This window comes from Kitasatospora sp. NPDC004615 (genome assembly GCF_042873545.1).
In the GTDB taxonomy this organism is placed as follows: domain Bacteria; phylum Actinomycetota; class Actinomycetes; order Streptomycetales; family Streptomycetaceae; genus Kitasatospora.
Genome location: NZ_JBIALQ010000013.1, coordinates 132,256 through 153,997 on the forward strand (window position 1 = coordinate 132,256; position 21,742 = coordinate 153,997).

Below are 21,742 nucleotides of genomic sequence, written 5' to 3' on the forward strand. Positions count from 1 at the left end.
CCGGAGGGGACGAGCACGACGTGAGCGGTGAACTGACGTACCGCGGGCTGGAGTCGGCGGATGTGCCGATGGTCCTGGAGCTGCTGACGGCTTCGCTGGCGGGCGGCCCGACGGGGCGGCGCAGCGCCGAGTTCTTCGACTGGAAGCACCGGGCGAACCCGTTCGGGCCGAGTCCGGGGCTGGTGGCCGTCGCACCGGACGGGCGGATCGTGGGCGTGCGGCTGTTCCTGCGCTGGTCGTGGCGGGGTGCGCGGGGCCGCGAGGTGGCGGCGGTACGGCCGGTGGACACCGCGACGCATCCGGACTTCCAGAAGCGCGGGATCTTCCGCCGGCTGACCATGGAGCTGCTCGAACAGGTCGCCGGTGAGGCCGAGTTGGTGTTCAACACGCCGAACGCCAACAGCCTGCCGGGCTACCTGCGGATGGGCTGGCGGGAGCTGGGCCGGGTGCCGGTGGCGCTGCGGGTGGCCCGGCCGCTGTCGTTCGCCCGGGGCGCGCGGGCGGCACTGGCCCGCCGCCCGGGCCCGTCGGGGCCGCCGCGCTGCGAACTGCCCACCGCCGCCGACTGGTTCGCGTTCCCGGACCCGCGGCTGCCGGAGCTGCTGGCGGAACGGGAGCTGGCGGACGCCGCCGAGCCGCGGCTGCGCACGGCGCGCACCGCCCGGTACCTGGCCTGGCGGTACGGGGCCGCGCCGGGCCTGGACTACCGGGTGGTGACGGTGGAGCGCGGAGGCGAGCTGGTCGGGCTGGCGTTCGGCCGGCCCCGGCGGCGCGGCCCGCTGGCTGAGTTCACCCTCGCCGAGCTGATCGTCCGCCCCGGCGACCGGGCGGCGGCCGCCGGGCTGCTGCGCGCCGCCGCCGCGTCCGGCTGCGACCACGCGGCGACCCACCTGGCGCCGGGCACCGAGGCGGCGGAGGCGGGCCTGCGGGCGGGCTGCCTGACGGCGCCGCGCACCGGCATGGTGCTGGCCGCCCGCACCCCGACCGGGCCGCTGCCCGCCGAACGCACCCTCGCCGACTGGCGGTTCAGCCTCGGCGACCTGGAGGTCTTCTGATGCCCGCGCCGCCCCCCGTCGGCCCTCCCCGGCCGCTCCTCCGGCTGCGCGACGCGGTGCGGCGCGGTCGGCTCACGGCGCTCGCCTGGGCGCTGGTGATGGGCTACGTGACGGTGTTCGTGCTGGCGATGGTGCACACCACGTACGACACCTGGGGGGCGCTGCTGGTCGCGCCGGCGCTGATGGCGATCGGCACCCCGATCCTGGCCCGGATCGCGGCGAACAATCCCGAACGCGGCGTCTTCAAGCTGCTGATCATCGCGATGGGCGCCAAGCTGGCCTGCGCGTTCCCGCGCTACCTGATGGCGTTCGTGCTGTACGGCGGCGCGGCGGACGCCAAGATGTACGACCAGAAGGGCTCGGACCTCGCCCAGTACCTGACCACCACCGACCTGCTCGGCGGGCTGCACTACGACCTGGGCATGAAGGTCGCGGGCACCGGCTTCGTCATCATCGTCACCGGGGTGGTCTACGCGATCACCGGCCCGACCCTGGTCGGCGGGTTCCTGGTGTTCTCCTGGCTGGGCTTCTGGGGGCTGCTGTTCTTCTGGCGGGCGTTGCAGATCGCCTTCCCGGAGGCCGATTCGCGGCGCTACGCGAAGCTGGTGTTCTTCCTGCCCTCGCTGCTGTTCTGGCCGTCCAGCATCGGCAAGGACGCCTGGATGATGTTCTGCCTGGGCCTGACCACGTACGGCGTGGCCCGCCTGCTGGACCGCCGTTTCGGCGCGTTCGTGTGCATCGCGCTGGGCTCGCTGGGCACCGCGATGGTCCGCCCGCACGTCACGGTGCTGGCGGGCGCCGGGCTCACCGTCGCGTACGTGCTGCGCAAGCGGCCGCAGCAGGTGTCCGCGCTGGGGCCGCTGCGCACGGTGCTGACGGTGGCGGTGCTGGGCGTCGGCGTGATGCTGATGCTGCAACAGGTGTCGACGTTCTTCGGCACCAGCGGCACCGGCGGGGACGCCGTCAACCAGGTGCTGTCGGAGACCTCGCGGCGCACCTCGCAGGGGTCCTCGGTGATCAACGCCGCGACGGCGGAGGACCCGGCACCCGCGTTCAGCCTGAACCCGGCGCGGCTGCCGATGTCGGTGATCAGCGTGCTGTTCCGGCCGTTCCCGTTCGAGGCGTCGAACATCCAGAACCTGATCCAGTCGGTGGAGTGCTTCGCGCTGCTGGTGATGTTCGTCCGGGCCTGGCCGCAACTCGCCCGGATCCCGAAGCTGTTCGTCCAGCGCTCGTACGTCGCCTTCGCGGTGGTGTACACCCTGCTGTTCTGCTGGGCGTTCTCCACCATCAACAACATGGGCATCCTGTCCCGCGAGCGGGTGCAGGTGCTGCCGCTGGTCCTGGTGCTGCTGGCGATCCCGCGGCCGGCCGGCTCCGGCCGGGTGGCGCGCAGACGGCGCCCGCCGGTGTGGCGGGTGCAGCCAGGCCAGTGGGGCTGCGGCCCGGGGCCCGAACCTCCGGTCGCCGTCGGCGCACCGGACCCGTACCGAACCCAGGGGGGATCGACCACATGACCACCGACCAACTGCGCCCCGCCGTCCTCGACGGTGCCCCGGCCTTCCCCGACGGCCTGCCGCTGACCCGCGTCCGGGTGCCCGACCGTGAACGGCTGCTCGGCAAGCTCGCCGAGGTGCTCGACTCGGGGATGCTCACCAACGGGCCCACCGTCCGCCAACTGGAGGAGCAGGTGGCCGAGTTGCTGGGCGTACCGCACGTGGTGGCGGTGTCGAACTGCACGGCCGGCCTGATGCTCGTCCTGCAGGCCGCCGGGGTCGGCGGCCACCGCCCGGTACTGATGCCCGGCTTCACCTTCTCCGCCACCGCGCACGCCGCGCACTGGGCGGGCGGCACCCCGCTGTTCGCCGAGGCCCGCGAGCAGGACATCACCCTCGACCCGGCGGACGCCGAGGCCCGGCTGAAGGCCGCCGACGCGCCCGCCGCGATGATGGCCACCCACGTGTACGGGACGCCCTGCCAGACCGAGGAGCTGCAACGGATCGCCGACACGGCCGGCGTCCCGCTGGTGTACGACGCCGCGCACGGCCTCGGCTCGGCCCGGCGCGGCGTGCCGGTCGGCAACTTCGGCCTGGCCGAGGTGTTCTCGATGAGCCCGACCAAGGTCGCGGTGGCCGGCGAGGGCGGCCTGGTCGCCACCCGCGACGCGGCACTCGCCGCCACCCTGCGCACCGCCCGCGACTACGGCAACCCCGGCGACTACGACACCCTGTTCCCCGGCCTGAACGCCCGGATGAGCGAACTGCACGCCGCCGTCGGCCTGACCTGGCTGGCCGGCCTGCCCGCCCGGGTCGCCCACCGCGGCACGCTGGTCGCCGAGTTCGCCCGCGCCACCGCCGGCCTGCCCGGCCTGCGGCTCGCCCTGCCGGAGGACGGCGACACCTCCACCTTCAAGGACCTCACGCTGATCCTCGACGCCGGTGCGTTCGGTTTGAACAGCCGTGAGCTGGCCGCCGCGCTGAAGGCCGAGGGCATCGACACCCGCCGCTACTTCCACCCGCCCGTCCACCGGCAGCGCGCCTACGCCCACCTCGGCCAGGCGGAGGAACTGCCGCGCACCGACCGGCTCGCCGACTCGGTGCTGACCGTCCCGCTGTGGTCGCACATGAGCGCCGCCACCGTCCGCCGGGTCGCCGACGCGGTGGTGCGGGTGCAGTCCTTCGCACCGGAGGTCCGGGCGGCACTGGGCGGCGTCTGAGCTCCGCCGTGCGGCGTCGGCGCATCGCCGTGCGGCGTCCGCGCATCGCCGGGCAACACCTGAGCGGGTCTCGCAAGCCGGTTCGGCGGATTCGTCGGATCAGGTGAACTCGGTTGGACCGCCCGGAGGTTGGCCCGCCAGGATGGCAGGCATGTTCAAGGGATTCCGCAGCTTCCTGCTGCGCGGCAACGTGGTCGACCTCGCGGTCGGCATCGTCATCGGCGCCGCGTTCACCGCCGTCGTCACCGGTTTCGTCGCAGCCTTCCTGACCCCGCTGGTCGGTGTCGCCTCCGGCGCGGTCGGCGACTTCAGCAAGGAGGCGTTCACCGTCGCCGACGTCACCTTCCCGTACGGCGCCTTCCTCCAGGCGATGATCAGCTTCGTGCTGGTCGCCGCCGTCATCTACTTCGCCGTCGTGCTGCCCGTCGCCAAGCTCCAGAACCGGTTCAACCCGGTCAAGGACGCCCCGGTGGCCAAGGCCGACTGCCCCGAGTGCCTCAGCACCGTCCCGGCCGCCGCCACCCGCTGCGCGCACTGCACCAGCGAACTGACCGGCCGCCCGGGCTTCCCCGTCCAGGCCACCGCCGCGAAGGTCGCCCGCTGAGCCACGCACGCCCCCGCACACCCCCGCACCACCCGGCCCGGGCGGCACACCCGCCGCCCGGGCCGAAGCCTGTCCGGAACCCGCCGCCCCGCCCCCTCGCCGTTTGACTGCCCCGGCCCGGTGCCGATAGTGATCCCCGTCGTCCCCGTGGCAGTCGGGGGCGTCAACCACCGTACGGGGAGGGCTCGATGGGCACACTCGGCTGGCTGCTCGTGATCGCGGCGGTGGCGGCCGCGGCCGTGCTGTGGCGCTGGCTCCAGTACCCGGGCGCGTGGCGCTACGCGTTCGAGGCGCGATACGCCGACCACCGGCGCGATCTCGGCACCCACCGCAGCCATCTCTGCGCGGTCCGGCGCGCCTCCCGCCGCACCGTCTCCACCGCCCGCGACGGCGCCGCCCGGGCCGCCGCCACGCACCGCTCCCGGGTCGTCGCGGCCCAGGCCGAGGTCGACCGGCTGCGCGACCCCGGCCGCGGCACCGAGGGCGAAAACGCTCGGCTCGCTGCGCCTGTTCGAGCACAAGCTGGTGCTGACCACCAACGGCTGCACCGCCGATCACGCCCTCGACGCCGTCCTGCTGCACGCCGACCACACGGCCGGCGCCAGCCACCTCCACCTGGTGCTCCCCGACGGCGCCCAACGCGAACTGCCGTTCGCACACAGCGAGTTCGCCGAGGAGAAGATCCGCGCCTTCGTCATCGCCGCACGCGACGGCGTGGCCCGCGCGAAGACCGCCCGGCTGGAACGCGAGGCGCAACTTCCCGCCGCCGAGGCCGCCCTGACCGAGGTCCGCGCCGACACCGCCGAGGTGGACCGGGCCCGCGAGCGGCTGGACGAGATCCGCGCCGAGCAGGACGCCGACCCCGCCATCACCGAAGCCGAACAGGCATTCGAAGCAGCCTGCGGCCGCTGGCAGAAGCTCACCGGTACCCGACCCCTCCGCCCCCGCGCCGCCCGATGAGATCGCGCACGGACCATACGTCTGGGATGGCCGAAATGAGCCGAACCCGTTCGCCCGACTAGCTCCGGGATTGTCCGATTTCGGCTCGCGAAGAGTCCGTAAACATGTGAACTCCGGGCCCTCCCGCTCTCCTCAGCAGGCATGTTGTGGGCTTACGGTAGGCCCCATGACCTCGCCCCGCTCCTACGACGGAGTCGGCTACCCCTCTCCGTCCTTCTCCTCCTCCTCCGGCACGCCCATCTACGACAGCCTGGTCGCAGAGCGTGGCATCCCGCAGATCGCACCCATCAACGTGCCCCCGGCCAACGCGGCCCCCACCTGGTCCACCGCCTACGGCGCCGGCTTCACCGGCGGGCTCGGCAGCGGCTTCGACTCCCCCGCGTCGAACCTGCCCGCTCTGCCCCCGGCCCGCCTCGCCCTCGGCCCCGGCCCGAGCAGCAGCCCGGTGCCCGCCCCGCACATCCCGGTGCAGCCCGGGTACGCGGCCGCGCCCGTGCCGCCGCAGCCGTTCATGCCCAGCCAGCGCCCGGCCGCCCCGGCCTACCCGCAGCCGGCCCCGGCGAACACCTTCGCCACCGCGCCGCAGAGCTTCGCCCCCCAGCAGCAGTTCGGCGGCCAGGCCCAGCAGTTCGGCGGCGGCCAGCAGTTCGCCCCCTCGCAGTTCGGCAGCCAGCAGCAGTTCGGCGCCCAGCCGGTCGCCCAGCAGCAGAGCTTCGGCGACCAGTCGTTCGGCGGCAACACCCTGCGCCCGGCCCAGCCCAACCCGCCGCAGCAGTACCCCCAGTACCGCCAGTACCCCCAGGCAGGCTGACGGGCAACACCCCTCCCCACAGGGGCAAGGTCTCATAGCAAGTAGTTCTTACTGAATCCCCGCGCCCTCGAGGGCCGGACGAATCGCACTCGTTCCCCGCGTCCCGTCAAGGGCGCGGGGAACTGCGCGAAGGGGGACGGGAACGCCGGTCAGGTCCGTCCACCGACCGGCCCTCGCTCCCCGGACGGCCTCTGGCAGGATGGGCCGCATGCCAACCCTCGCGTCCCTCCACGTGTACCCCGTCAAGTCCATGTACCGCCTCAGCCCGTCCTCCGCCGAGGTGCAGCCCTGGGGTCTGGCCGGTGACCGTCGCTGGATGCTCGTGGACGCGGAGGGCGTCGCCCTCACCCAGCGCGACGAGCCGTCGATCGGCCAGTTCCGCCCCGTCCCGTCCGCTGATGGCACGTCACTCACCCTGACCGCCCCGGACGGTGACGCCCACACTCTCCTCGCGCCGTCCCTCAGCACTGGTGCACCCGAGGCGACCGTCGAGGTCTTCGGCACCCGTTTCTCCGCCGCCACCGCCGCGAAGGAGACGTCCGCCTGGCTGGCCGAGCACCTGCCCGCGAAGCTCGGCGAGGTGCGGCTGGTGCACCTGGACCGCCCGGAGGTGTCCCGTCCGATCAACCCGAAGTACGCGGGGCCGGACGAGACGGTGTCGATGGCGGACGGCTACCCGCTGCTGCTGACCACCAGCGCCTCGCTGGCCGAGCTGAACGCCCGGATCGCCGAGGACCACCCGGGCGACGAACGGAAGGGCGCGGCGCTGCCGATGGAACGGTTCCGGCCGAACCTGGTGGTGTCCGGCACCGAGCCGTGGGCGGAGGACGGCTGGCGCCGGGTCCGGGTCGGCGGCCTGGAGTTCCGGGTGGCGAAGCCGTGCGCCCGCTGCGTGGTGACCACCACCGACCAGGAGTCGGGTGAGCGTCGCGGCCCGGAGCCGCTGCGCGCGCTGGGCCGGCACCACCGGTTCGGCCAGAAGCTGGTGTTCGGCCAGAACCTGATCCCGGTCCGCCCCACCCCCGCCGCAGAGACCGCCGAGGTGCTGGGAACGCTGACGGTCGGCGACGAGGTGGAGGTCCTGGAGGCGGTGGAGGCCCCGCTGCCGGACCGCCGCTGACGGGCACCCGGAACCACCCCCCGGCTCATTCGTTGAACCGGGCGACGGCCCGGTCGGCCTCTCGCGCTACGGTGGGGGTGATCGCGCAGCGTCTCGCACGCACTCGACGAAGGCGGGGATGACAGATCGTCATGGGTGAGCTCAGGGTCCGGGTCACGCAGGACAGCGCCTCCCGGTGGCGGCGGCGCAGCGGGGAGTACGCGACGCTCCGCGAGGCCCTGGAAGTGGCCGAGCCGGGTGACACCCTGACGGTGCGGGCGGGGACCTTCCGCGAGGCGGTGCTGGTCGACAAGCCGGTGACGCTGGTCGCCGAGCATGGTCCCGGCAGTGTGCGGATCTCGCCGCCGGAGAGCGCGGTGCGCGGCGGCACGGCGTTGACGGTGACGGCGGGCGCGACGATCCGCGGCCTGACCATCGAGGGTTCCGACCGTTCGATCCCGGCGGTGCTGCTGGCCCGCGCGGACGGCGCGGTGCTGGCGGACTGCCGGATCGAGACGTCCTCCGCGGTGGGCGTGGAGCTCGCCGACGGCGCCCGCGCGCAGTTGGTCAACTGCACGGTGGAGAACCCGTCCGGTCTGGGTGTCCGGCTGCGTGCGCAGGCCGATGCGGACTTGGTGGACTGCGAGATCTCGGCGGCGGGCCAGAGCGGTCTGGCGGTGCTGTCGGGTTCGAAGCTGCGCGCGGAGCGGCTGCGGGTGCACCACACGGGCGGCGCGGGTGTGCTGCTGGCCGACCCGGGGTCGCTGGCGGAGCTGATCGGCTGCCAGGTGTACGAGGTGCGCGGTTCGGGCGTGCAGGCCGAGGCGCAGGCGGTGGGGCGGCTGACGGACTGCACGGTGCAGCGGGTGTCCGGCAACGGGCTGAGCCTGGACACCGGTGCGGAGCTGGAGCTGACGTCCTGCCGGGTGCACGAGGTGCCGGAGAACGCGGCGGACCTGCGCGGCGGCGCCAAGCTGACGTTGCGGCAGGTGACGGTGCACGCGTTCGGGCGGGGCGCGCTGTCGGTGTGGGACGGCGGGACGAAGGTGCTCGCGGAGAGCAGCCGCTTCCACTCCGCGCAGGGCGACTACCCGGCGCTGTGGGTGAGCGACGGCGCGGCCCTGGAGCTCGCCGACTGCTCCCTCGACGATCTGCCGGACGCGCTGTTCGTCCTCGACCAGGGTTCGTCCGCCTCGGCCCGCGACTGCTCGTTCACGGCGATCCGCTCCTCGGCGGTCTCGGTCTCGGGCGGGGCGAGCGCGGACCTGTCGGGCTGCCGGATCCAGGGCGCGGGCACCGGCCTGTGGTTCCGCGACCACGGCTCGGGCGGCCTGCTGACGGACTGCGAGATCGCGGACGTCGCCACCGGTGTGATCGTCACCAAGGGCGCGGACCCGGTGCTGCGCGAGTGCACCGTGCGCGGCGCGAGCGAGGCCGGGGTGTACGTGTCGGCGCAGGGGCGCGGCGAGTTCGACACCGTGCGGGTGTCGCAGGGCGGCGGGTTCGGCTTCCACGTGATCGACGGCTGCCGGACGAAGCTGGTGCGCTGCCGGGCGGAGCGCAACGCCCGGGCCGGCTTCGAGTTCTCCGAGCCCGGCCCGGTCGCCGAGGGCTGCACCTCGGACGACGCCGCGCCACTGCCCGCCCCGCGCCCCGCCGAACCGGCCGCTCCCCCGCTGGCGACGCTGGCGCCCGCCGTCCTGACCTCGTCCTCGTCCGTTGGCCCCGCCCTCGCCGTGATCGCCCCCATCCCGGACTGCCGTCCGGCCGAGGAGGCGCTGGCCGAACTGGACTCCCTGGTCGGCCTGGCGACGGTCAAGCAGGAGGTGCGGACCCTGATCGACATGATCTCGGTCGGCCGGGCCCGGCAGCGCGCGGGCCTGAAGGCCCCGTCGCCGCGCCGGCACCTGGTCTTCACGGGCTCCCCCGGCACCGGCAAGACCACCGTCGCCCGCCTGTACGGCGAGATCCTGGCATCACTCGGCGTCCTCCAGCGCGGCCACCTGGTGGAGGTGGCCCGCCTCGACCTGGTCGGCGAGCACATCGGCTCCACCGCGATCCGCACCGCCGCCGCGTTCGACAAGGCGCGCGGCGGGGTGCTGTTCATCGACGAGGCGTACGCGCTGGCCCCCGAGGACGGCGGGCGGGACTTCGGCCGGGAGGCGATCGACACCCTGGTGAAGCTGATGGAGGACCACCGCGACGAGGTGGTGATCATCGTGGCGGGCTACACCGCCGAGATGGAGCGCTTCCTCGCCGCCAACCCCGGCCTGTCGTCCCGTTTCTCCCGCACCGTCACCTTCCCCGACTACACCGCCGACGAGCTCCTCGACATCGCCCGCGCCCAGGCCACCGAGCACGAGTACCACCTCGACGCGGCCACCGAGGCCGCCCTGCACGCCCACTTCACCACCCTCGACCGCGGCGTCGGTTTCGGCAACGGCCGCACCGCCCGCCAGGTCTTCGAGAGCATGATCGAACGCCACGCCTCCCGGGTCGCCCACCTCACCGACCCCACCACCGAGGACCTGCAACTCCTGGTCCCCGCCGACCTCCCGTCCTGAGTTCTCCGCCCAGGCGTTCAGACCAGCCGGCCGCCGCCGTCCACGTGCAGGACGGTGCCGGTGACGTACGGGCTGTCGATGGCGTACAGCACGGCCTTGACCAGGTCCTCCGGGGTGCCGACCCGGCGGGCCGGGTTACGGGTGGCAACTCCCTTCAGGAAGTCCTCCTTCCCCGCCCCGAGACCGTCCCAGGAGCCGCTGTCGACGATGCCCGGCGAGACGGCGTTCACCCGCACCGGGGCGAGCTCCACCGCGAGGGCCTGCACCAGGAACGCCAGCGCCCCGTTGGTGGTGGCCATCACCGTCCGGGCGGGCGCGGGACGCCAGGCGGCGACACCGGAGAAGAACGTCAGCGACCCGTCCTCGGCGAACTGCCCCGCCAGGTGCTTGGCCAGCAGCATCGGACCGATCACCTTCGCGTCGAACGCCCGCCGGATGTCCGCGAGTTCGAGCTCTTCGAGGGGCCCGTTGGCGGGCATCGCGGCCGTGGACACCAGGTGGTCGACCCGCCCGGCCCGGGCCGCCAGCGCCTCGATCGACGCCTCGTCCGCCAGATCGACGGGCACCACGGTGGACGGGCCGGCCAGCTCACCCGCCGTCCACTCCAGCTTCCGCGGATCGGGCCCGGCGAGCACGAGTTCCGCCCCGGCGGCGGAGGCGGCGTGCGCGAGCAGCCGGCCGGTGCGCGAACCGGCACCGACCACGACGACGCGACGACCAGTAAGACCTTCAGACATGTGCGGAGCTCCTATCAGCTCGGTTGGGACTCCTTCACCCTCCCGGACCTGCGCCGATAGGTCCAAGGCTTGTTCTTCACCCCACCCATAAACTGCGTGCATGGCAGCAACGCTCCGGCAGCTCGAATACCTGGTCACCGTGGTCGACACCGGCTCCTTCACCCGAGCCGCCGAACACCTCCACGTCACCCAGCCCGCCCTCTCCCATCAGGTCCGGGCCCTGGAATCCGCCCTCGGCGGCCCCCTCCTCGAACGACTCCCGCGCGCCGTCCGCCCCACCCCACTCGGCCGGTCCGTCCTGCCGCACGCCCGCGCCGTCCTCGCCGACGCCCAGCGCCTGCACGCCGCGGCCCGCCGCACCGCCGGCCTGGAGGACGGCGAACTCGAGGTCGCCACCGTCCACTCGATCGCCCTCGGCATCCTCCCGCCGGTCCTGCGCGCCTGGCGCCGCCAGCACCCCACCGTCCGCATCCGCCTGCGCGAATACCCGCACGCCGACCTGCTGCGCGCCGCGATGGCCGCCGGCGGCGCGGACCTCGCCATCGGCCCGGTACCCACCGACTGGGACGGCCCCGTACGGGAGTTGGGCATCGAGGAGTTCGCCCTCGTCCTCCCCACCGACGACCCGCTCGCCAACCCCCCGGACGGCACCCTCCCCCTCGCCGCCCTCGCCGACCGCGCCTGGGTCCACTACGCCCCCGGCCACGGCCTCGCCGAACTCCTCGACCAGTCCTGCGCCCGCGCCGGCTTCCTCCCCCACCCCGCCGTCCGCACCGAACAGACCGCCGCCGCCCCCATGCTCGCCGCCGCCGGCCTAGGCCCCGCCCTCGTCCCCGCCACCATCCTCCCCCCCACCCTCGACGCCGCCGTCCTCCGCCCCCACCCCCCGATCCACCGCCCCCTCGCCGCCTACACCCGCACCCGCCCCGACCGCCTCACCACCACCTTCACCGAAACCCTGGCCACCCACGTCGGCCTGGCACCGCGCCCGGCATGATTGCTGTCACCTCCCGGACGCACCGACGCAACGGGCAGGCGACGAAAGCGGCTTCGGAAGGATGCGCAATGAGCAACCTGGGCAAATATCAGGACATCGTGATGGAGGCGAAGCGCGCGGGCGGCGTCGACAAGTTGATCGAGATCATCGAGAAGAACGCTGCCGGCAAGAGCCACGCGAAGGGCGTCAAAGATGGCGCCGTCGGCACCGTGGCAGTGGCCGTCCTGATAGCCGGCGGAGCCGTCGCCAAGCGCGCCTGGAACCGCCGAAAGACCCGCCAGGCCGAAGAGGCCAAGGCACAACTGCGGACCATCGCCGAGTCCGGCTCACCTGACGGCTCCGGTCAGTAGAACCACTGACCCACCGGACCGGCCCTCAGCTCGCGAGGGCGCGTTCGATCCGCTCCCGCTGCCGTACCGCTCGCGGGTCGCGGTAGCCGGCCAGCAGAGCGAGCGCGGCGGTCCAGTGGCGGCGAGCGGCTTCCGCGTCGAGGCCGTGCAGGGCGTGGGCCAGTCCGTCGAGGCTGCGGGATTCGTGCCAGGGGTCGCCGAGTTCGTGGTGGGTGGTGGCGGCGCGGCGGAAGAAGGCGGCGGCCTCGTCGGGGCGGTCGAGGTGGAGTTTGGTCTGTCCGGCGCCATGCCAGGCGAGGGCCTCACGGCTGCGGTCGCCGAGACGGCGGTACAGGACGGCGGAGCGGTGGTAGGAGTCGAGCGCTTCGGCGTACTGGCCGACGGCCTGTTGGCTGTCTCCGAGGGTGATCAGCCAGAACGCCTCCAGCCGGTGGTTGCGCAGGACAAGTGCGATCTCGACCGCGCCCTGGGCCGCCGTCAACGAGGCGGCCAGGGCGCCCTGTTCGCGCAGGATCTCGCCGAGCAGGCGCAGGGCGTTTCCCTCCGCGCGTCGGTCGCCCGAGGCGCGGTGTGCGGCGAGGGCTTGTTCGGCGGCGGCCCGGGCCAGTTCGGGCCGCCCGGCGTGGTGGTGGGTGCCGGCCAGGTTGGCGAGGGCGGTGGTCTCCCAGTGGGTCTCGCCGAGCTGCCGGAACGCGGCGATGGCCTGGTCGAAGTGGGCGGCCGCTTCGTCGAGTTGACGCCGCCGCAGGTGGCCCAGGCCGAGCAGGTTGAGGGCGTGGGCCTCGTTGCCGCGGTCGCCCAGCTCGCGGAAGAGCGCGAGGGCGTCACGGTGGTGCGCCTCGGCGGCGTCGAGGCGGTTGACCCGGGTGTGGGCTATCCCGAGGTCGATGAGCAGCAGGGCCTTCGCGGACCGGTCCTGCAATCGGTCGGCCGCTGCCAGGCCGAGGCGGCCGGCCGGAATCCAGTCGGCGCCCGGCGCGGAGGGGGCGGGCGCGTTGAAGAGTGCGGCGGCCAACTGCCAGGTGCGGCGGTCGAATCCGGCCGCGGCGGCAGTGCGGACGGCGTGCAGGAGGTTGGTCCGGTCCCGCTCGGCCCAGTCCGCGGCGGCGTTGTGGTCGGCGAAGGTCAGCGGCTGCACACCGTCCGCCGGCGGATCGAGCGGGAGCCGGGCCTCGGCCGGGCTCAGCCACTGCTGGGCCGCGTCGGCGGTGTGCAGGTACCAGTCGAGCACCCGCCGGAGCGCGTCCTGTCGCTGCGCGGGCGACTCCTCCTGCTGGGCCTGGTCGGTGGCGTAGGCGCGCAGCAGGTCGTGGAACTGGTACCGGTCAGGGGCGGTCTGTTCGACGAGGTGCGCGCCGACCAGGGTGTCCAGGAGCTGCCGGGCCCGAGCGGTGGTCAGTTCAGCCAGCGCGGCGGCGGCGTGCAGCCCGAACTCCGGCCCCGGGTGCAGGCCCAGCCGCCGAAACAGCCGGGCAGTCGGCTCGGGCAGGGCGCGGTAGGACCAGGCGAAGACGGTGCGGACGGCGTCGCTGTCCTCCTCGTCGCCGACGCTCAGGACGTCCCACAGCGCGGATTCGTCCCGCAGGTCGGCGATCAGGTCGTCCAGCCCCAGATGCGGCAGGCTGGCGGCGCGCTCGGCCGCGATCCGCAGGGCGAGCGGGAGTTGGGCGCACAGCCGGGCGAGCTCGGCGAGTTCGGCGGGGTCGTCCGCCGGCCGGTGGTCGGCGGTGACGGCACGCAGCAGCGCGACCGCCTCCGGCTCGGGAAAGGTGCCCAGGGTGAGGCGGCACGCGCCGTCGCGCACGGCGAGCCCGGACAGTCGGCTGCGGCTGGTGACGATCACCAGGCAGCCCGCACTGCCGGGCAGCAACGGCCGGACCTGGGCGACGGTGGCGGCATTGTCCAGCACCACCAGCACCCGGCGTTCGGCCAGCAGGGACCGGTAGAGCGCGGCAGCCGCGTCCTGGTCCGGCGGGACGGACGCGCCAGGGACGCCGAGCGAGACCAGGAACCGGTCCAGCGCCTCCCGGGCGGTGAGGGGCCGTCCGGGGTCGTAGCCGCGCAGATTGACGTACAGCTGCCCGTCCGGGAACCGGTCCCGCGCCCGGTGCGCCCAGCGCAGCGCGAGCGAGGTCTTCCCGGCCCCGGCGGTACCCGCGATGACACACACCGGTGCGTCGTGGCCGGCCAATACCGCGTCCAGCTCGCGCAGTTCCGCGGTCCGGTTGACGAATCCCCGGACGTCCGCCGGGAGTTGGCGTGGCGTGGGGGCAGCATGCTCGGGCTCCGGACCGCCGTGCAGGTGAATGCCACCGCTCACCGTCCCCACCTGGACGGCCTGGTGCGCGTTCCCCGACAGCTCGTTGCGCGGCCCGCCGCCGCTGTGCCCGTCGATCGTCTACACCTCCTCCGCGCGAGGCGGCGCCAGGGGTGCCACTTCGCGGGCGAACCAGGACGCAACATCTTCCCCCTGGCGGTACAGCGTCCGGATGAACTCCTGCCATTCGCCGACGAGTTCGGGCGCGACCCAGCGGATCGCGCCGTCCGGCCCGCCCATTGCCGTGTACAGCACCTGGTACAGGGTGCGGCCGCCGAGCACGACGATCTCGGGCAGCGGGCCGGAGTCCTCCGCCAACTCCTCGGCCGGCACGATACGCACGCGCTCCCCGCACTCGGCGCGCATCCGCAGCGAGTGCAGCTCCCATTGCAGGTAGCCGGTCAGCGGCCGCTCGACCACTCGGACCCGGTGGAAGAACGATCCGCGCTCCTCGTCCTCCCGCCCGATCGCCTCCAGCGCGCCGCGCCGCTCCTCCAACAGCCGCAGCGCGCCCGCCCAGTCGCCACGCCGCAGCGCGTCCCGGCTCGGGCTGTTCTGCTCCTCGAAGTACTGGCGCCGTTCGAGCTTCCAGGAGTCCCGCCCCCGGATCTCCGCATCCCGCTCCCGGAAGTCTCGCCGATACTCCTCCCTGGTGAGCCGGCACCCGTTCTCGGGGTTCAGCGCCGGGGCGCGAAGCTCAGGCATCCGGGATGTCCGGCTTCGCGGCAGCGAGCATCGCACCGGGGATGACGACCAGGCGTTCGCCCTCGCCGACCAGGACGCCTTCGGGCAGCCTGGCGCGGTAGGCCTCGGTCACGTCCGCCCCGATGACGGCGATGTCGCCGTTGGCGAGTTGCCAGATGTCCGGGCATTCGTCGCGGCCGTCGGAGGAGCCCAGCTCTGCGGCCGACTTCCCCAGCCGCCTGGCGAACGGTGCGGACAGGTCAACGTGCCATGCGTTGCTCATGCTTGTCTCCTCCGCTGACACAACACCGACCCATCACCCTATCGCTGACTGTCCGTCAGCACACGATGCCTGCGCGTGCCATTCGCTTGGTCGGTCCGTCATGCCTACGGCGCCGGGAAGCAGCCGTTCGTGCCCGCGCCCGTCAGCAGGGTGGCGATGGCGAGGGCGGTGGCGGCGATGCCGAGGGTGACGGCGGCGAGGCGGAGGAGTTCGGGGTCTTCGAGGTGGCGGCGGATGCCGCGGGAGAGGAGGCCGGTGACGGCGCCGGCGGCGGTCAGGAGGGCGAAGCAGAGGGGGGTGAAGAGCAGGAGGGTGGTGCGGCTGCCGGGGTCGAGGTGGGTGGTGCAGCCCATCCAGTTGTGGGCGATGGTGCGGACGGTGACCACCGTGGTGGCGGCGGCGAGGGCCGTGCCCAGGGTGGCGGTGGCGGGGCGTCCCAGCAGGTTCACGGCGTGTCTCCCTCTCGGGGCCGCGCCCGTCGCGCCCGCCCGCCAGGACGGACGGGCTGCGCGGCGGGGCGGTTGCACCCGGCGGAAGGTCAGAAGACGGCGGTGAAGGCGGCCATCCGGCTGTCGTCGAGTTCGGGGCGGAGTCGGCCGCCGCGGGCGAGGGTGGCCATGCCGTGGAGGGTGGACCAGGCGAGTTCGGTGTAGCCGGCGGGGTCGAGGCCGGCGGCGGTGGCGCTCGCGGTGGCGGGGTCGGCGATGGCGGCGAAGGCTTCGTGCAGGGCGGCGGGTGCGTCGGGGGTGCCGAAGGGCAGGGGGTTGGCCATGGTGAAGATGGCGTCGTAGAGCGCGGGGTTGGCGGCGGCGAACGCCAGGTACGCGCGGGCGACGGCGGCGAACGCGGCCCGGGGGTCGTCCAAGTCGGCTGCTGCGGCGCGGAGTTGGACGGCGAGTTCGGCGCAGCCTTCGACGGCGACGGCGGCGACGATCGCGTCCTTGCCGGCGAAGTGGCTGTACAGGACGGGCTGGCTGTATTCGATGCGTTCGGCGAGGCGGCGGGTGGTGACGGCGTCCCAGCCTTCGGTTTCGGCGAGTTCGCGGGCGGCCCGGACGATCAGCTGTTCGCGTTCGGCGCGTTCGCGCGCCCTGCGTTCCTTGATAGCCATGCCCGAAATCCTAGCAGCGCTAGACAACTGACGGACCGCCGGTCTAGCGTTGTTCACATCGCTAGCGCCGCTAACAGGCAGGCAGCGCAGCCCACTTCACGAGCAAAGCCAGGGGGAACCGCCATGTCCGCAACCACCATCAGCACGAGGGTCCACGTCGCCACCGTCGGCACGGTGCTGCTCGGCCTGTTCCCGCTCTGGTTCGGCCTCAGCTACATCCTCGCCCCGGAGTCCACCGCCCCGAGCTTCGGCCTCCCGGCGTGGCCGCACGGCGACGCGGCGATGTTCCTGATCACCAAGGGCATCCGCGACGTGGTCTCCGGCCTCGTCCCGCTGGCGCTGCTGCTGCTCGGGCAGCGCCGGGCCTCGGGCTGGGCGATGCTGGTCACGGCGCTCGTCCCGATCGGCGACGCGACCACCATCCTGACCCACCACGGCAGCGCCCTGACCGCGTTCACGATCCACTTCGCGACGGCCGCGGTCATGATCGCCGTCGCCGCCCTGGTCCTGACCGAGCGCAAAACCAAGTGACGAACCCTCAGCCGTCCGCCCAGTCGCCGCCCGCGAGGAACGCCTCCAGGGCGGCGCGGTGCGGCCCGGGGTCGATGCGTTCGGCGGCGAGCCACTGGGCGGAGTAGTACTTGTCGAGGTAGCGGTCGCCGGGGTCGCAGATCAGGGTGACGACGCTGCCGGTGCGGCCGTCGGCGCGCATCTCGGCGACGATTTTGAGCGCGCTGTACAGGCCGGTGCCGGTGGAGGCGCCGGCCTTCTTGCCGAGGACGGCCTCCAGCAGGTGGATGGCGGCGACGGACGCGGCGTCGGGGACGCGCATCATCCGGTCGATCGCGCCGGGCACGAAGGACGGTTCCATCCGGGGGCGGCCGATGCCCTCGATCCGGGAGGAGGTGGAGACGGTGGCGTCGGGGTCGCGGTGCACCCAGCCGTCGAAGAAGCAGGAGTTCTCCGGGTCGGCGACGCAGATCCGGGTGTCGTACTGCATGTAGTGCACGTACCGGGCGATGGTGGCGGAGGTGCCGCCGGTGCCGGCGGTGGCGACGATCCAGGCGGGTTCGGGGTGCGGTTCCATCCGGAGCTGGGCGAAGACGGATTCGGCGATGTTGTTGTTGCCGCGCCAGTCGGTGGCCCGCTCGGCGTAGGTGAACTGGTCGATGTAGTGGCCGCCGGTCTCGGCGGCGAGGCCGGCGGCGGCCTCGTACACCTCGCAGGCGTTGTCGACCAGGTGGCAGCGGCCGCCGTGGAACTCGATCAGTTCGATCTTGGCGCGGCTGGTGGAGCGGGCCATCACGGCGATGAACGGGACGCCGATCAGCTGCGCGAAGTACGCCTCGGAGACGGCGGTGGAGCCGCTGGACGCCTCGATGACGGGCTTGCCGGGGCGGATCCAGCCGTTGCACAGGGCGTACAGGAACAGCGAGCGGGCGAGGCGGTGCTTGAGGCTGCCGGTGGGGTGGGTGGACTCGTCCTTCAGGTACAGGTCGATGCCCCACTCGGCGGGCAGCGGGAAGCGCAGCAGGTGGGTGTCGGCGGAGCGGTTGGCGTCGGCCTGGACGCGGCGGACCGCCTCCTTCAGCCAGGCCCGGTACTCGGGGTCGGACCGGTCCACATCCAGAGTGGGAACACTCGTCGCGGTCATCGCACTCTCCTCGCATCCGCCGGATACCCACTAACTGTAACAGGCGACTACGATAAGTGACGATTACGGCGGCCCCAGCTTCCACTTATGGGGAAACCGGGGCCGCCGCGTACGAAACGATCAACTCCGAAGCCGGCGACGGGTCATGAGGCGGCCACCGCCCCCAGAATGTCCAACCGGGCGGCCCGGGCGGCGGGCCGCAGTCCGGCCAGGGCCCCGGCCGCCAGGCCGACCAGCGCGACGATCGCGAGCCGCCCGGCGGGCAGCGCGAACGAGCCGGTGCCGGCGCTGTCCGCGGCCCGGGTGAGCGCCCAGCCGAGCAGCGCGCCCAGCCCCAGCCCGCCGGCCGTGCCGAACGCGGCGACCAGCACCGACTCCCAGCGCACCATGGCCCGCAGCTGCGCCCGGGTCTGGCCGACGGCCCTCAGCAGGCCGAGTTCGCGGATGCGTTCGTGGACGGCCAGGGTGAGCGTGTTGGCGATGCCGAGCAGGGCGATCAGCACGGCGAGCGCGAGCAGGGCGTAGACCACGGAGAGCATCATGTCGACGCCGGACGCGGAGCTCGCGGCGTACTCGGCGCGGGTCTGCACCTGCGGGTTGCCGTAGGAGTCGGCCACCCGGGCGATCGCGGCCTTTCCGGCGTCCAGGCTCACGCCGGGCTTCAGCGCGACGGCGACCAGGCTGTCGGAGTCCTGGACGCGGTGCGGCTGCCAGGCCGCGCGGCTGATCAGGTAGTCGCCGGTGACGCCCCCGCCGCGGTACAGGGCGCGGACGGTGAAGGTGGCGGGGCCGTCGGCGAACCGCATCGGGACGACGGTGCCGAGCTGCCAGCCGCGGGCGGCGGCCTCGGTGCGGGAGACGGCGAGGCCGTCGGTGCCGAGGTCGGCGAGCGAGCCGTCGATCCGTCCGAGGTCGGTGACCTGCGTCAGCTGGGCGGGGTCGGCGACGTCCAACTGCTTGCCGTGGCCGTCGACTTGGGCCACGCCCTGGCCGAGGCCGGCGGCCGCGCGGACCTCCGGCAGGGCGGCCAGCGCCGGCGCCAGCTTCGGGGAGACGCCGCTGCCGCCGGCCCCGGCGGCGGGGGCGGTGACGGCGAGGTCGCCGGCGAAGGACCGGGAGACGGTGTCGTCCAGGGTGGCCTGTACGGAGGCGCCGAACACCGTGAACAGGGTGACCACGGCGACCCCGACCATCAGCGCGCTGGCGGTGGCGGCGGTCCGCTTGGGGTTGCGGGCGGCGTTGCGGCGGGCCAGCGCGCCGGTGACGCCGCGCAGCCGGGCCAGCGGCGCGCCGAGCACCCGGACGGCGAACGCGGCGGCAACGGGGCCGAGCACCACGGTGCCCAGCAGCAGGGCGAGCGCGCCGCCGACGGTCAGCGCCAGCGACGGTCCGCGGGTCGCGCCGAGGATCAGCGCGGGCAGTCCGCCGGCCACCAGCAGCGCACCGACAACCACACGCACCAGGGCACTTCGGCCGGTGGCGGCCTCGTCCACGGCGGTGTCGCGCAGCGCGGCGAGCGGGGCGGTGCGGGCGGCCCGCAGGGCGGGGGCGAGTGCGGAGCCGGCCGCGACCAGGGTGCCGACCAGCAGCGGCAGGACGATGGTGGCGGCCTTGATGACGGTGCCGCCGGTGGGCAGGGTGAAGCCGATCGCCGCGAACAGCGCCTTGAGGCCGGCGGCGACGCCGAAGCCGCCGAGCAGGCCGAGTGCGGAGGCCAGCAGTCCGATCGCGAGCGCTTCGCCGAGGGTGGTGCCGAGCACCTGTCGCCGGCTCGCGCCGAGGGCGCGCAGCAGGGCGTTCTCGCGGGTGCGCTGGGCGGTGACGATGGCGAAGGTGTTGTGGATGGTGAAGGTGGCGACCAGCAGGGCGATGCCGGCGAATACCAGTAGCAGGGTGGTGAACAGTCCGAGGAAGCGTCCGGAGACGTCCGCCGTTGACTGCGCGGTGGCGTCCGCGCCGGTCAGCGCCTCGACGCCGCCGGGCAGCAACGGCCTTACCCGGTCCACCAGTTGGCGCTGGCTCAGGCTGTCGGACCGGAGCCGGATGCTGGAGACCTGGCCGCTGCCCTTGGGTGTCAGGTGGGCCTGGGCGTCGGCGAGGGTGAGCGCGGTGAAGGTGCTGGGGCCCATGCCGTCGGCGTCGGCGCCGAAGGTGGCGATGCCGACCACGGTGATCCGCACCGGGTCGGGGGTGCGCAGCACGGTGGTGTCGCCGACGTGCAGGTGGCCGGCCTTGGCGGCGCCCCGGTTGATCACGGCTTCGCCGGGGGCTGCGGGGGCGCGGCCTTCGGCGAGCCGGTAGGGGTTGAGTTTCGGGTCGGCGATCCAGTTGCCGGCCCAGGTGGGCGGGCCCTGGCCGCCGATCGGTTTGCCGTCGGCGCCGATGAGCTGGCCGGCGCCCTGGACGGACCCTTCGGCGGCGCTCACACCCGGAATGGCGCGCAGCTTGGCCGTCAGCGAGTCGTCGAGGGGGGCGCGGACGCCGCCGGGGACGCCGGTGGCGTCGAGCGAGTCGGCGCTGCGGACGACGGCGTCGGTGCCGGCGTTGGCGTCGGCGAACAGGGTGTCGAAGTTGGCGCGCAGGGTGTCGCCGAGGACCATCGTGCCGGTCAGGAAGGCGACGCCGAGGACGATCGACAGCACGGTGCCGACCAGGCGACGGCGGTGGGCGAGCAGTGAGCGCGCGCCAAGTCGGACGCTCGCGTTCACCGGGCGCCCGCCTCGGCCCGGCGGCCGTCGAAGGCCTTCATCCGGTCCAGGACCCGTTCGGCGCTGGGCTGTCGCATGGTGTCGACGAGGCGGCCGTCGGCGAGGAACAGCACGGTGTCGGCGTACGCGGCGGCGGCCGGGTCGTGGGTGACCATCACCACCGACTGGTGCATGGTGTCGACGGCGGAGCGCAGCAGGCCGAGGACTTCGCCGCCGCTGCGGGAGTCCAGGTTGCCGGTGGGCTCGTCGGCGAACACCACCTGCGGGCGTCCGGCGAGCGCCCGGGCGACGGCGACGCGCTGCTGCTGGCCGCCGGAGAGCTGGCTGGGGCGGTGGTGCAGGCGGTCGCCGAGGCCGACCACCTCGATCAGGGTGTCCAGCCAGTCGGGGTCGGGCGCGGTGGCGCCGAGGTCGAGCGGCAGGGTGATGTTCTCCCGCACGGTCAGGGTCGGCACCAGATTGAACGCCTGGAAGACGAAGCCGATCCGTTCCCGGCGCAGCAGTGTCAGTTCCCGGTCGCCGAGCGCGGACAGTTCGGTGTCGCCGAGCCAGGCGCGGCCGCCGCTGAGCGTGTCCAGCCCGGCCGCGCAGTGCATGAGTGTCGATTTGCCGGAGCCGGAGGGGCCCATCACGGCGGTGAACCGGGCGGCGGCAAACTCGACGCTCACCCCGTCCAGGGCCCGCACCCGGGTCTCCCCCGCGCCGTACTCCTTCACGGCCTGCTCGACCCGGGCGGCGGCGCCCGTCGCTTCACCCCCGCTCATCGCTTCACCCCCGGCGTGTCCTGCCCCTCGGTCAGGACGGCGCGGCGCTCCCGGTACTCCTCGGCGTCGATCTCGCCCTGCGCGTAGCGCCGTCCGAGCACCGCGAGCGGGGCGTGCTCGAAGGAGCCGCCGCCCCACCAGCCGCGGCGCCGCCACACCACCCGGCGCAGCGCCAGCACCACGAGCACCACGACCAGCAGCCAGAAGAACGGGAACACCAGCACCCACGGCCCGGGCCAGTGCCCGTATCCATCGGCCAGCAGTCCGACCATCGGAACTCACCTCCTGGAGAGCGGGCCGGGATCCCCGGCCACCCCTCCACCGTCCC

21 protein-coding genes are annotated in these 21,742 nt (G+C 73.7%); 11 read left to right on the top strand and 10 right to left on the bottom strand.

The window, feature by feature from the left end:
* Window positions 1-20: 20 nt before the first annotated feature.
* From ACFYS8_RS33495 to ACFYS8_RS33530, 8 genes are all read left to right on the top strand, one after another.
* Complete coding sequence (locus ACFYS8_RS33495; protein ID WP_387648541.1) at window positions 21-1,055, top strand: GNAT family N-acetyltransferase; 1,035 nt, start codon at window positions 21-23, stop codon at window positions 1,053-1,055.
* On the top strand, window positions 1,055-2,572 hold the full coding sequence (locus ACFYS8_RS33500; RefSeq protein ID WP_387648543.1) for a hypothetical protein: 1,518 nt from the start codon (window positions 1,055-1,057) through the stop codon (window positions 2,570-2,572). The genes ACFYS8_RS33495 and ACFYS8_RS33500 overlap by 1 nt, the downstream gene beginning before the upstream one ends.
* Window positions 2,569-3,771 carry a DegT/DnrJ/EryC1/StrS family aminotransferase gene (locus ACFYS8_RS33505; protein WP_387648545.1) on the top strand — a complete coding sequence of 401 codons (1,203 nt, stop codon included), beginning with the start codon at window positions 2,569-2,571 and terminating at the stop codon, window positions 3,769-3,771. The genes ACFYS8_RS33500 and ACFYS8_RS33505 overlap by 4 nt, the downstream gene beginning before the upstream one ends.
* Window positions 3,772-3,922: 151 nt before the next feature.
* On the top strand, window positions 3,923-4,375 hold the full coding sequence (mscL, locus tag ACFYS8_RS33510) for a large conductance mechanosensitive channel protein MscL (RefSeq protein WP_387648548.1): 453 nt from the start codon (window positions 3,923-3,925) through the stop codon (window positions 4,373-4,375).
* A gap of 525 nt (window positions 4,376-4,900) precedes the next feature.
* Entirely contained in the window at window positions 4,901-5,335 is a 435-nt protein-coding gene (locus tag ACFYS8_RS33515) for a hypothetical protein (RefSeq protein WP_387648551.1), read from the top strand.
* 166 nt (window positions 5,336-5,501) lie between these two features.
* Window positions 5,502-6,146 carry a DUF6643 family protein gene (locus ACFYS8_RS33520; protein ID WP_387648553.1) on the top strand — a complete coding sequence of 215 codons (645 nt, stop codon included), beginning with the start codon at window positions 5,502-5,504 and terminating at the stop codon, window positions 6,144-6,146.
* A 208-nt stretch (window positions 6,147-6,354) separates the two neighbouring features.
* Window positions 6,355-7,266: an MOSC domain-containing protein gene (locus tag ACFYS8_RS33525; protein ID WP_387648556.1), complete on the top strand. Its 912-nt coding sequence runs from the start codon at window positions 6,355-6,357 to the stop codon at window positions 7,264-7,266.
* A gap of 131 nt (window positions 7,267-7,397) precedes the next feature.
* Complete coding sequence (locus tag ACFYS8_RS33530; RefSeq protein WP_387648559.1) at window positions 7,398-9,809, top strand: right-handed parallel beta-helix repeat-containing protein; 2,412 nt, start codon at window positions 7,398-7,400, stop codon at window positions 9,807-9,809.
* A gap of 17 nt (window positions 9,810-9,826) precedes the next feature.
* Here ACFYS8_RS33530 and ACFYS8_RS33535 read toward each other — a convergent pair whose 3' ends face one another.
* Complete coding sequence (locus ACFYS8_RS33535; protein ID WP_387648562.1) at window positions 9,827-10,546, bottom strand: SDR family oxidoreductase; 720 nt, start codon at window positions 10,544-10,546, stop codon at window positions 9,827-9,829.
* Between the two features lie 100 nt (window positions 10,547-10,646).
* On the opposite strand from ACFYS8_RS33535, the gene ACFYS8_RS33540 reads away from it, so the two are divergent.
* The gene (locus tag ACFYS8_RS33540) at window positions 10,647-11,543 is read left to right on the top strand and encodes a LysR substrate-binding domain-containing protein (RefSeq protein ID WP_387648565.1); all 897 of its coding nucleotides are present in this window, start codon (window positions 10,647-10,649) and stop codon (window positions 11,541-11,543) included.
* A gap of 68 nt (window positions 11,544-11,611) precedes the next feature.
* Window positions 11,612-11,893 (top strand): hypothetical protein, encoded by a 282-nt coding sequence (locus tag ACFYS8_RS33545; RefSeq protein ID WP_387648567.1) that lies wholly within the window; start codon window positions 11,612-11,614, stop codon window positions 11,891-11,893.
* Window positions 11,894-11,918: 25 nt separating this feature from the next.
* Here the strand turns inward: ACFYS8_RS33545 and ACFYS8_RS33550 are convergent, their stop codons facing one another.
* The 5 genes from ACFYS8_RS33550 to ACFYS8_RS33570 form a co-directional block, all read right to left on the bottom strand.
* Complete coding sequence (locus ACFYS8_RS33550; protein ID WP_387648570.1) at window positions 11,919-14,213, bottom strand: ATP-binding protein; 2,295 nt, start codon at window positions 14,211-14,213, stop codon at window positions 11,919-11,921.
* 78 nt (window positions 14,214-14,291) lie between these two features.
* Window positions 14,292-14,915 (bottom strand): DUF6879 family protein, encoded by a 624-nt coding sequence (locus ACFYS8_RS33555; protein WP_387648573.1) that lies wholly within the window; start codon window positions 14,913-14,915, stop codon window positions 14,292-14,294.
* Window positions 14,908-15,177 carry a hypothetical protein gene (locus ACFYS8_RS33560; RefSeq protein ID WP_387648575.1) on the bottom strand — a complete coding sequence of 90 codons (270 nt, stop codon included), beginning with the start codon at window positions 15,175-15,177 and terminating at the stop codon, window positions 14,908-14,910. The genes ACFYS8_RS33555 and ACFYS8_RS33560 overlap by 8 nt, the downstream gene beginning before the upstream one ends.
* A gap of 104 nt (window positions 15,178-15,281) precedes the next feature.
* Window positions 15,282-15,626 carry a hypothetical protein gene (locus ACFYS8_RS33565; RefSeq protein ID WP_387648578.1) on the bottom strand — a complete coding sequence of 115 codons (345 nt, stop codon included), beginning with the start codon at window positions 15,624-15,626 and terminating at the stop codon, window positions 15,282-15,284.
* 89 nt (window positions 15,627-15,715) lie between these two features.
* Entirely contained in the window at window positions 15,716-16,288 is a 573-nt protein-coding gene (locus ACFYS8_RS33570) for a TetR/AcrR family transcriptional regulator (protein WP_387648581.1), read from the bottom strand.
* 123 nt (window positions 16,289-16,411) lie between these two features.
* Here ACFYS8_RS33570 and ACFYS8_RS33575 point away from each other — a divergent pair, with 123 nt between their 5' ends.
* Window positions 16,412-16,819, top strand: coding sequence for a DUF4267 domain-containing protein (locus ACFYS8_RS33575; RefSeq protein ID WP_387648583.1), 408 nt, complete (start codon window positions 16,412-16,414; stop codon window positions 16,817-16,819).
* A 7-nt stretch (window positions 16,820-16,826) separates the two neighbouring features.
* Here ACFYS8_RS33575 and ACFYS8_RS33580 read toward each other — a convergent pair whose 3' ends face one another.
* The 4 genes from ACFYS8_RS33580 to ACFYS8_RS33595 all read right to left on the bottom strand — a co-directional run bounded on the left by ACFYS8_RS33580 (window position 16,827) and on the right by ACFYS8_RS33595 (window position 21,686).
* Window positions 16,827-17,942, bottom strand: a complete 1,116-nt coding sequence (locus ACFYS8_RS33580; RefSeq protein ID WP_387648585.1) for a PLP-dependent cysteine synthase family protein — start codon at window positions 17,940-17,942, stop codon at window positions 16,827-16,829.
* A gap of 143 nt (window positions 17,943-18,085) precedes the next feature.
* Window positions 18,086-20,650, bottom strand: a complete 2,565-nt coding sequence (locus tag ACFYS8_RS33585) for an FtsX-like permease family protein (RefSeq protein WP_387648588.1) — start codon at window positions 20,648-20,650, stop codon at window positions 18,086-18,088.
* Window positions 20,647-21,414 (bottom strand): ABC transporter ATP-binding protein, encoded by a 768-nt coding sequence (locus ACFYS8_RS33590; protein ID WP_387648590.1) that lies wholly within the window; start codon window positions 21,412-21,414, stop codon window positions 20,647-20,649. The genes ACFYS8_RS33585 and ACFYS8_RS33590 overlap by 4 nt, the downstream gene beginning before the upstream one ends.
* The gene (locus tag ACFYS8_RS33595) at window positions 21,411-21,686 is read right to left on the bottom strand and encodes an SHOCT domain-containing protein (protein ID WP_387648593.1); all 276 of its coding nucleotides are present in this window, start codon (window positions 21,684-21,686) and stop codon (window positions 21,411-21,413) included. The genes ACFYS8_RS33590 and ACFYS8_RS33595 overlap by 4 nt, the downstream gene beginning before the upstream one ends.
* Between the last annotated feature and the right edge of the window lie 56 nt (window positions 21,687-21,742).

Bases quoted from the DNA above. Each gene is read 5' to 3' on its own strand.
- ACFYS8_RS33500 (WP_387648543.1), top strand. From the start codon at position 1,055: ATGCCCGCGCCGCCCCCCGTCGGCCCTCCCCGGCCGCTCCTCCGGCTG.
- ACFYS8_RS33505 (WP_387648545.1), top strand. From the start codon at position 2,569: ATGACCACCGACCAACTGCGCCCCGCCGTCCTCGACGGTGCCCCGGCC.
- mscL (WP_387648548.1), top strand. From the start codon at position 3,923: ATGTTCAAGGGATTCCGCAGCTTCCTGCTGCGCGGCAACGTGGTCGAC.
- ACFYS8_RS33520 (WP_387648553.1), top strand. From the start codon at position 5,502: ATGACCTCGCCCCGCTCCTACGACGGAGTCGGCTACCCCTCTCCGTCC.
- ACFYS8_RS33525 (WP_387648556.1), top strand. From the start codon at position 6,355: ATGCCAACCCTCGCGTCCCTCCACGTGTACCCCGTCAAGTCCATGTAC.
- ACFYS8_RS33530 (WP_387648559.1), top strand. From the start codon at position 7,398: ATGGGTGAGCTCAGGGTCCGGGTCACGCAGGACAGCGCCTCCCGGTGG.
- ACFYS8_RS33535 (WP_387648562.1), bottom strand. From the start codon at position 10,546: ATGTCTGAAGGTCTTACTGGTCGTCGCGTCGTCGTGGTCGGTGCCGGT.
- ACFYS8_RS33540 (WP_387648565.1), top strand. From the start codon at position 10,647: ATGGCAGCAACGCTCCGGCAGCTCGAATACCTGGTCACCGTGGTCGAC.
- ACFYS8_RS33545 (WP_387648567.1), top strand. From the start codon at position 11,612: ATGAGCAACCTGGGCAAATATCAGGACATCGTGATGGAGGCGAAGCGC.
- ACFYS8_RS33555 (WP_387648573.1), bottom strand. From the start codon at position 14,915: ATGCCTGAGCTTCGCGCCCCGGCGCTGAACCCCGAGAACGGGTGCCGG.
- ACFYS8_RS33560 (WP_387648575.1), bottom strand. From the start codon at position 15,177: ATGAGCAACGCATGGCACGTTGACCTGTCCGCACCGTTCGCCAGGCGG.
- ACFYS8_RS33570 (WP_387648581.1), bottom strand. From the start codon at position 16,288: ATGGCTATCAAGGAACGCAGGGCGCGCGAACGCGCCGAACGCGAACAG.
- ACFYS8_RS33575 (WP_387648583.1), top strand. From the start codon at position 16,412: ATGTCCGCAACCACCATCAGCACGAGGGTCCACGTCGCCACCGTCGGC.
- ACFYS8_RS33580 (WP_387648585.1), bottom strand. From the start codon at position 17,942: ATGACCGCGACGAGTGTTCCCACTCTGGATGTGGACCGGTCCGACCCC.
- ACFYS8_RS33590 (WP_387648590.1), bottom strand. From the start codon at position 21,414: ATGAGCGGGGGTGAAGCGACGGGCGCCGCCGCCCGGGTCGAGCAGGCC.
- ACFYS8_RS33595 (WP_387648593.1), bottom strand. From the start codon at position 21,686: ATGGTCGGACTGCTGGCCGATGGATACGGGCACTGGCCCGGGCCGTGG.